Source organism: Dapis hubbardiae BLCC-M172 (genome assembly GCF_050016015.1).
In the GTDB taxonomy this organism is placed as follows: domain Bacteria; phylum Cyanobacteriota; class Cyanobacteriia; order Cyanobacteriales; family Microcoleaceae; genus Trichodesmium.
Genome location: NZ_JBNHEQ010000199.1, coordinates 20,797 through 28,490, shown reverse-complemented (window position 1 = coordinate 28,490; position 7,694 = coordinate 20,797). Strand labels below are relative to the sequence as shown.

Sequence of the window (7,694 nt, the reverse complement as noted above, 5' to 3'; positions counted from 1 at the left end):
AATAATTAGCAAAAATAGCTGGTTTAAGTAAATTATTAATTTTGTCTATATAGTTAATGTATGGAATTTACATTTTATAAAAGAAAAGGTAATAGAGAAAAAGAAGATTGAAACGTTTAACAGTTATCAGATATAGTAGTGGGGAATTAAAACCAACAAAAATATGCACACCAGTAATTTAAAAAATATATTAATAGCAATCCGTGCATAGGTTGTAACAATTCAAAAACTAGAAATAAACTCTGAAACTCTTGCCTATTTCCTATTGTCTATTCCCTAATTACCAAAAAGTGACAAGATTTCTGACACGAATAAAATAGGATTGCTATAGTGGGGGTTGCCAAGCTTAGGAGTTGAAATAGTTAACTTTTAACTGATGATTCATAATTTGATAGGTTTTATCTCTTTTTTTATTTTGCCAAAATTATGCAAATTTTATCATATTTTGTGTTATTTTTTATCTACAAAAATATGACAAATTATGCAAATTTTATAGATCGACACATAAAAATATTTAGACAAAATAGCTAACAAAATGGAAATAGGAAAATAACTTTATAGCGTTTCTCAAGCTTTATGACGTACTATTGTTGTTTTGATTATTTTCTGCGCCCTTTTCCCAGTAAAAGTTTTCCATAAAAATTATAATTTTATCCCTAATACCAAATTCATACATAGATATAGCGTTTCTCAAGCATCGGAGGTACAGTTGTTTTTCTCCTACCCTACTACCCATGCATCCATCTTCCCTACTCCCTACTCCCTAAAACAAAGGAATTTTGTACCTTACTCCTTATGGTAATTGCTCACTAAAATACTCTGCCAAACTATTAAGATATTTGCCCTCCTCCTAATAAGCTATTGTGCATTTATTTGCATTTATAACGACTTATTTTTTTGTGCATCATTCAAAGAACAACCCTGATTACTTTTGACTTGCTAATACAGATTTTCAATGGGTATTAGCTTACATACTACCTACTATCTAGCAACATTGTATAAACTTGGTATAACTCCCGATAAAAATGAGTATATCTCTAGATTGTGATGATTTTTATTTCCAACCACTTCCTTTCATAACTAGACGAATAAATAACTGAAAATTAGAGGTTTATTTGACAACCTAAAATCCGCTTCCCTAAAATCTCAAATTTGCCCTTAGACAAGATTTGCAAAATTTAGGAAAAAACGCTATATACTTAGAAGTTCATTGAGCCTTAAACAATAAATAATCACGATGTCAGAAAATCAGCAAGAGATTTGCCCAGTGTGTCAAGTCAAAATCGTGGGTGGAGATAAGGTATTATTTTCTTCTGGACCACCTGCTACTAGAGCCAAGCTATGGGCTCGTGTCTGCCAATATGTCCAAAAAGATGGTTGTATAAATCAAGAACCAGATGCAGTTGGAAATGTGAAACCTGAAGATTACTATAACCCTGATATTTCCTAGTATCATTTCATATTTACTTCTAGCTCCTTTACTTCTTCGGAAATTAGGTCAAACTAACAAAAATTGTAATTTTAACATATCCATAGTAGGGATAAAGTATCTTATTGACAAAGCCCTAAGTTTTTTATAGGTTTAAGCAACCTTAACCTTTGACTTTTTGTTTTTGACTTCTGACTTCCATTTTGGTGCGAAAAAGTAGTAGTATTTTTGATTTTTGTTGCATAAGTTTGGTTATGATATTAGATGGCTTCAGAAAATAGATACTCAATATTGTTCTTAACATGATACCCTATATGATTTGTTAAATAGTGCTGATTTAATCATATAGTGAAATTAAATAATGAATCAGACTGTAGCGTTTATTGTAGGATGTATTTTAACAGGGGTCTTAATTGTCCTCTTACTTATGGGTTGGATTGTCTTTGGCAAGTCATCTCCTGATGAGCAGATGAAATTGCCAATACCGTCTCCTTCACCATCAGTAGCATTTTCTTTTCCTCCCAAAGTTTCTCCTTCTCCTCTAGTAACTCCCTTACCTCAGTCACTACCATTACCACCCCCACCTATTTCAGTTCCTTCTGTTCCTGACTTTAAGGATTATAAATTGGAACAACAAATTAGAAATCAATCTGAACAACAACGTTCAGCTTACGACCAACTGAAAACTCAACTACAACAACAATTACTTGATACACGACAGTTGAAAACTCAGTTAGAACAACAGTGGGCAGAAATACAACAACTCAGACTCCAACAAGATCAATTAAAGCTGGAAAATGACCGACTATTGGTTCAAGTCCAACAGCAAGAGCGTTTGATTTCTGGCTTAAGTTTACAGCAAGGTATAGATAGTTATAATAGAAGATCGTCAAGCAATTCTGTAAATTATTTAGAAAAAGGTTTATTATGGTTTATTGCTGGAATAATCTTAGCTATTTTACTTTTAGGTGGTGGGATTATTTTAATCGGGATGATTATTTTATTTGCCCAACCTCAACGCCGAGCTTCTTACAGTAATAAGACTACGACCCAAAATATTAATGTTCCTTGGGAGTACACAATTTATGAACAGGAGCCAACTAAATTTTTACCTCCTTATATTGATAGGAATAAACGAATGAAATAATCAAATAAATTTATGATTATTTGATTAATTATAAATGATAAAATATCATACATATATCAAATATATAGGTTCCTATAATATTCAGTGGAAACAATATTTTATATAATAACAACTCTCAAAACTCTGACTAAATTTATTTGAGAGTAGGTAGTAAGTTTCAAAGACATAAAATATCTTGACTTAATACTGATAATTGTTAAAAAAATGACTGAACGTTACTTATTACTTAATAACTGAAGTATTGATAAACTATAGCATTCTTTTTGGGAATTAAAATAAGACATTCTTGCTTGCTAATCAACATTATTCTGCCTTTCTAAAATAATTAATTGGAATAGCCGTTTAAAAAAAATTTTATGGGTGATAAAATATCTATAGAAATCATCTTAAATTTCTTAAAGAGGAAACCATTTATTTGATACACAATATCATAAATTTTGCTCAGTAACTGCTGTAAATTAAAGAAATTACCCATAAAATAGGGTAGAAGACTGTACTTAGTAATAAATAATAGATATAGAGATTCTCATAATTTAATGAGTTACAAATTTTTTTTCTATTCCTTACCTTATTAATTTAAGTATTATCTATTCCCTAAAATCCAAAATATGTCTATTTGACCAAGAATAAAAATTGCTATATAGCAATCCCTAGACAAAATGAATTACCTAATTTTATTCCCTGTGATTTTTACAATAGATATCTCCAATAATCAAAAATTAAATCAATTATCTCTCATAAATAATCAATTATTGCCCCCTAATTCCTAGTTTGTACTCCCTAATCCCTCTTTTATGGAGACGTATAACATAGACTGTTCATAATTATAGTAATATTATCTGAATAGATAGTAATATAGCAATTCCCATGGTGGTGAGGCACAAAATTCTAGGTTTTAGGGAACACTTAACAGGGAACACTTAACAGGGAAATAATGAATAGAAAAGAAATTAAAGATAGGTGTACCTTATAGGCTTGAGAAACCCTATATTAGTTGAATAGATTGTGCATAAATAATTTATCAGAATAAAAGCTATTATTACCAAATCAACCTTGAATTTGATTATCAATAGAAAAGAATTCAATCCACCAAAAATATATTCCCATTTCTTACTTTCTTCTTCCTTAGAGTATAGCAACTTAAAATTACCAAATAATTATAGCAGTTTTCATTAATATAGAGGACAGAGATTTTGGCTTAAAGGAAGAAGTAAGAAGGAAGAAGGCTTTAGTTATCTAGGAGAGAAGGAAGAAGGAAGAAGGCTTTAGTTATCTAGGAGAAAAGGAAGAAGGAAGAAGGCTTTAGTTATCTAGGAGAGAAGGAAGAAGGAAGAAGTAAGAAGGAAGAAGGCTTTAGTTATCTAGGAGAGAAGGAAGAAGTAAGAAGGAAGAAAGCTTTAGTTATCTAGGAGAGAAGGAAGAAATTTTGTAGTCTACCTTTGTGAAAATCGCTATAATAATTATTAATTAAATAATTCAGCTATTAGAGAATGTTTGTCAAATAAGTATTAAGAAAAAAGTTTCAAAACTCAATCAACATATTAAATTAATAACTGTTTTAACCAGAGGTAATTATCAATTATCCATGATCAATTATTCATTATCAATTATCCATTATTCCGGAGGTATTAATGTCAATCAAAGAGAATCTTTTTCCCAGCAATTTTATCCTAGCAAATGGAATTAATCTCCATTATGTAACTCAAGGCTCAGGTTCATTAATGTTAATGTTACATGGATTCCCTGATTTTTGGTATTCTTGGAGATATCAAATACCTGAATTTGCTCAAGATTATAAAGTAGTTGCCCTAGATTTAAGAGGGTACAATGAAAGTGATAAACCTAAAGAAAAATCTGCTTATGTTATGGCAGAATTTATCAAAGATATACAAGAAATAATTAAAGAATTAGGTTATGAAAATTGTGTTTTAGTAGGGCATGATTGGGGAGGAGCAATAGCTTGGTGTTTTGCTTATGCACATCCAGAAATGGTCGAAAAATTAATTGTAATGAATATTCCTCATCCTGCAAAATTTATGGAAGGATTAGGTACTCCAGAGCAACTTTTAAGAAGTTGGTATATATTTTTCTTTCAGTTGCCTTTTTTCCCTGAATTGATGTTTGAATTTGATGATTATCAGGCTATTGCTTCAGCATTTAAAAATATGGCGATTAATAAATCTGCTTTTACTGAAGCTGACTTAGAAGCATATAAAGATGCTGCAGCTAAACGAGGAGCTTTAACTGCAATGATTAATTATTATCGTAATATTTTTCCTGGTTTTTTTAATCAGCAAGAGTGGGGAATACTACGAATTCCTACTTTAATGATTTGGGGAAAAAATGATACTGCTTTAGGAACAGAATTAACTTATGGTACAGAAGAATATGTAGAAAATTTTCAAATTCGTTATATTCCTAATTGTAGCCATTGGGTACAACAAGAACAACCTGAATTAGTGAATCAATATATGCGAGAATTTTTGACTAATAATGATGAATCAGTTGAATAAAATCTTCCGAAGTGGGTTGATAGTAATAATTTTAATTCTGACAATAAACTGTTTTTTTATATTTAACAATACTTTAGCTCAACCTATTAATAATAGTCAGCGAAATCAAAAAGTTTTGGAGTCTATCGAATTAGATACAGACTTAATTTTATCAGGTGCTAATCTCCAGCAACGGGAAGAGTTGAAATCTGAAAAATATGCTCGAATGTCTCAATCGCCATTTACATTCTATAGAGCAACAAACTCTTTATTTTGGCAAGACTTTGTAAATGATAGTAGACTTGATAAATTTGGTAATCCTAAAACAAAAACTTGGATTTTAGGTGATTGTCACGTTGATAATTTTGGCGCTTATAATAACAATAAAGGAGAAATTATTTTTGACCTCAATGACTTTGATGAATCAATAGTTGCTGATTATCAATATGATTTATGGCGTTTAGCAACCAGTATTATTTTAGTAGCTGAAGAGAATTATGTTATCTCTAAATCTGAGCAGGAAGAAATAATTGATAGTTTGAGTGAAAGCTATCTAGATACCTTAGAATCTTATGCAGGTAATGATGATGAAACTCAGATATATTTTACTGAAAAAAATACCAGTGGAGAGGTGAAAAAGACTATAGAAAAAGCTGCTGAAAAAACGCGACAAGGAATGTTAGATAAGTGGAGTAAAGTTGTAGATGGTAAACGAATATTTGACTCTGATAATGAAGATTTAGGTATAGCATCTGATGCCAAAAAAGCCATTGAATCAGAAATGCTAACTTATGGTAAAACCCTTTCTGGAAATCTAAATTATGACCCAAAATATTTTCAAGTTAAAGATGTTGCTCAAAGATTAAATGCTGGATTAGGGTCATTAGGAACGCCACGTTATTATCTGTTAATAGAAGGAGAAACTGATGATTTAGATGATGATTATATTCTCGATATTAAACGTCAGTATCAACCTCCTACTTATGAACTTTTTAGTTTATACGATCGCCTAAATTATGACAGTATATTTGACAATACTGCCCAACGCCAAGCTATAGCTTATAAAGCTTTAATTAAACACGCTGATGATTTTTTAGGATGGATGAAACTTGTGGATAATAATCCTGCTGATGGAGATTTTTCTGGTGATTATTCTGTGCGAGAAATATCTCCCTATAAAAAATCTCTTAAAACTAAAAAATTAAAAGATAAAGATAGTTTTATAGAAGTTGCCCAACAATGGGGAAAAATTCTAGCTACTGACCATGCTAGAGCAGATCAAGATTTTGATGAAAAATTAGTTCCTTATTCTTTTGAAAAACAAGTTACAAAGATTACTGATGGTAAGCATAAAGAATTTCAAGAATTAGTGCGTGAAGTAGCTTTTCAATATGCAGAGCAAGTTAAAATTGATTATCGTAATTTTGTAAATAGGTAGAGTTAGGAGTCAGGAGTCAGGAGTCAGGAGTCAGGAGGAATGGGGAATAAAGTTAATGTATAAAGATATCAAATGGGTTCTATATTGTTCATTCAACCTCTGGGTTTTGGGTGGCTTTTTTTTCTTTTCTCCTTCTTTGAATCATCTTCAGTCCGGAAGCTACTCCAGCACCTATTGTAGCAGCTCCTAATATTGTACTTGAGGCAGCTACAACCCCTATACCTCCTCCTATTAGAGATGCTACAGCAACTGTAGCAATACCTATGTCTTTAGAAGTATTGTCCTTTTCTGCACTAGACAGTTCTTGATTATTTTGATAGTTATCCTGATTCTCTTCATTCATAATTAAACTTGTTACCTTTTAACAGCAAACACAAACATGGTCATTAATCCTATACCTATTATATTAGAAAACCCAATTAACCACAAATATTCTTTTTTTGGCGTTGTATTTTGATAATCTTGATGAAAACTTAAAATCAATACAAAAAGAATAAAAGATAACAATAAAAAAATTCCAGCGTTGCGATAATTATTAGGATCAATATTAGATTCAAATAATAGTGTTAGACCTCCAGAAATAGAAGATAAAGTAAGTTCAATTCCCCAGAAAAAATCTTGTCTTTGCCAACCGCTTCCTCTTGCTAATTTCTTAGCTATAGAACCTATAAATATAACCACTAAAGGAATTAAGAGTGCATTAAACAAGAGACTTAAATTAATATTTTCAGTATTTACCATCTTAATTGTATTGACGAAATAATCTTTCTCCGTTTGAGCATTAAAATCAACTATTCTAGTTATTTCAGTTCATTCATTGATATTTTTCAAACTTTTCCAATTATATTAGAACGTGTCTGGATAAGAGTGCTATAAAAAAACTTTCTCCCTATCTACTTTTTGTTCCCTTTTGTCTTCTGCCTTCCTTCCTCCAAGGTGTAATACCAATTATCAATGAATGCTATACTTAGATGAAACTTCAATTATTAAGTAATTCAGGACTTACACAAATAAACCGGGTTTTTATGATATATCTTTGCTTTTAAAAATAAATATTGACGAAAGAACCCGGTTTGTGGGTTCGCCTGCGTAAGTCCTGTAATTAACACTAGCCCAAATATAGAATCCGATTATATAGTATTAGGACTTACGCAGAGACGCTATATATAGCGCTCAAAACTATTGCGC

General features: G+C 30.9%; 6 protein-coding genes. 4 read left to right on the top strand and 2 right to left on the bottom strand.

Annotation, left to right across the window (positions count from 1 at the left end):
* Window positions 1-1,237: 1,237 nt before the first annotated feature.
* The 4 genes from nblD to ACP6PK_RS18220 all read left to right on the top strand — a co-directional run bounded on the left by nblD (window position 1,238) and on the right by ACP6PK_RS18220 (window position 6,506).
* A complete protein-coding gene (gene nblD / locus ACP6PK_RS18235) occupies window positions 1,238-1,450 on the top strand; it encodes an NblD family protein (protein WP_094670970.1) in 213 nt (70 codons plus the stop codon).
* A gap of 340 nt (window positions 1,451-1,790) precedes the next feature.
* Entirely contained in the window at window positions 1,791-2,576 is a 786-nt protein-coding gene (locus ACP6PK_RS18230) for a hypothetical protein (RefSeq protein WP_426561463.1), read from the top strand.
* Window positions 2,577-4,207: 1,631 nt separating this feature from the next.
* A complete protein-coding gene (locus tag ACP6PK_RS18225) occupies window positions 4,208-5,089 on the top strand; it encodes an alpha/beta fold hydrolase (RefSeq protein WP_426561461.1) in 882 nt (293 codons plus the stop codon).
* Window positions 5,070-6,506: a DUF2252 domain-containing protein gene (locus ACP6PK_RS18220; RefSeq protein WP_426561459.1), complete on the top strand. Its 1,437-nt coding sequence runs from the start codon at window positions 5,070-5,072 to the stop codon at window positions 6,504-6,506. Before ACP6PK_RS18225 ends, ACP6PK_RS18220 begins: the two co-directional genes overlap by 20 nt.
* 88 nt (window positions 6,507-6,594) lie before the next feature.
* Here ACP6PK_RS18220 and ACP6PK_RS18215 read toward each other — a convergent pair whose 3' ends face one another.
* The gene (locus ACP6PK_RS18215) at window positions 6,595-6,849 is read right to left on the bottom strand and encodes a hypothetical protein (RefSeq protein WP_426561457.1); all 255 of its coding nucleotides are present in this window, start codon (window positions 6,847-6,849) and stop codon (window positions 6,595-6,597) included.
* Between the two features lie 11 nt (window positions 6,850-6,860).
* Complete coding sequence (locus ACP6PK_RS18210) at window positions 6,861-7,247, bottom strand: hypothetical protein (protein WP_426561455.1); 387 nt, start codon at window positions 7,245-7,247, stop codon at window positions 6,861-6,863.
* Window positions 7,248-7,694 lie beyond the last annotated feature (447 nt).

What these genes read in the sequence shown, in the direction of transcription:
- nblD (WP_094670970.1), top strand. Translation starts at nt 1,238, where the DNA reads ATGTCAGAAAATCAGCAAGAGATTTGCCCAGTGTGTCAAGTCAAAATC.
- ACP6PK_RS18230 (WP_426561463.1), top strand. Translation starts at nt 1,791, where the DNA reads ATGAATCAGACTGTAGCGTTTATTGTAGGATGTATTTTAACAGGGGTC.
- ACP6PK_RS18225 (WP_426561461.1), top strand. Translation starts at nt 4,208, where the DNA reads ATGTCAATCAAAGAGAATCTTTTTCCCAGCAATTTTATCCTAGCAAAT.
- ACP6PK_RS18220 (WP_426561459.1), top strand. Translation starts at nt 5,070, where the DNA reads ATGATGAATCAGTTGAATAAAATCTTCCGAAGTGGGTTGATAGTAATA.
- ACP6PK_RS18215 (WP_426561457.1), bottom strand. Translation starts at nt 6,849, where the DNA reads ATGAATGAAGAGAATCAGGATAACTATCAAAATAATCAAGAACTGTCT.
- ACP6PK_RS18210 (WP_426561455.1), bottom strand. Translation starts at nt 7,247, where the DNA reads ATGGTAAATACTGAAAATATTAATTTAAGTCTCTTGTTTAATGCACTC.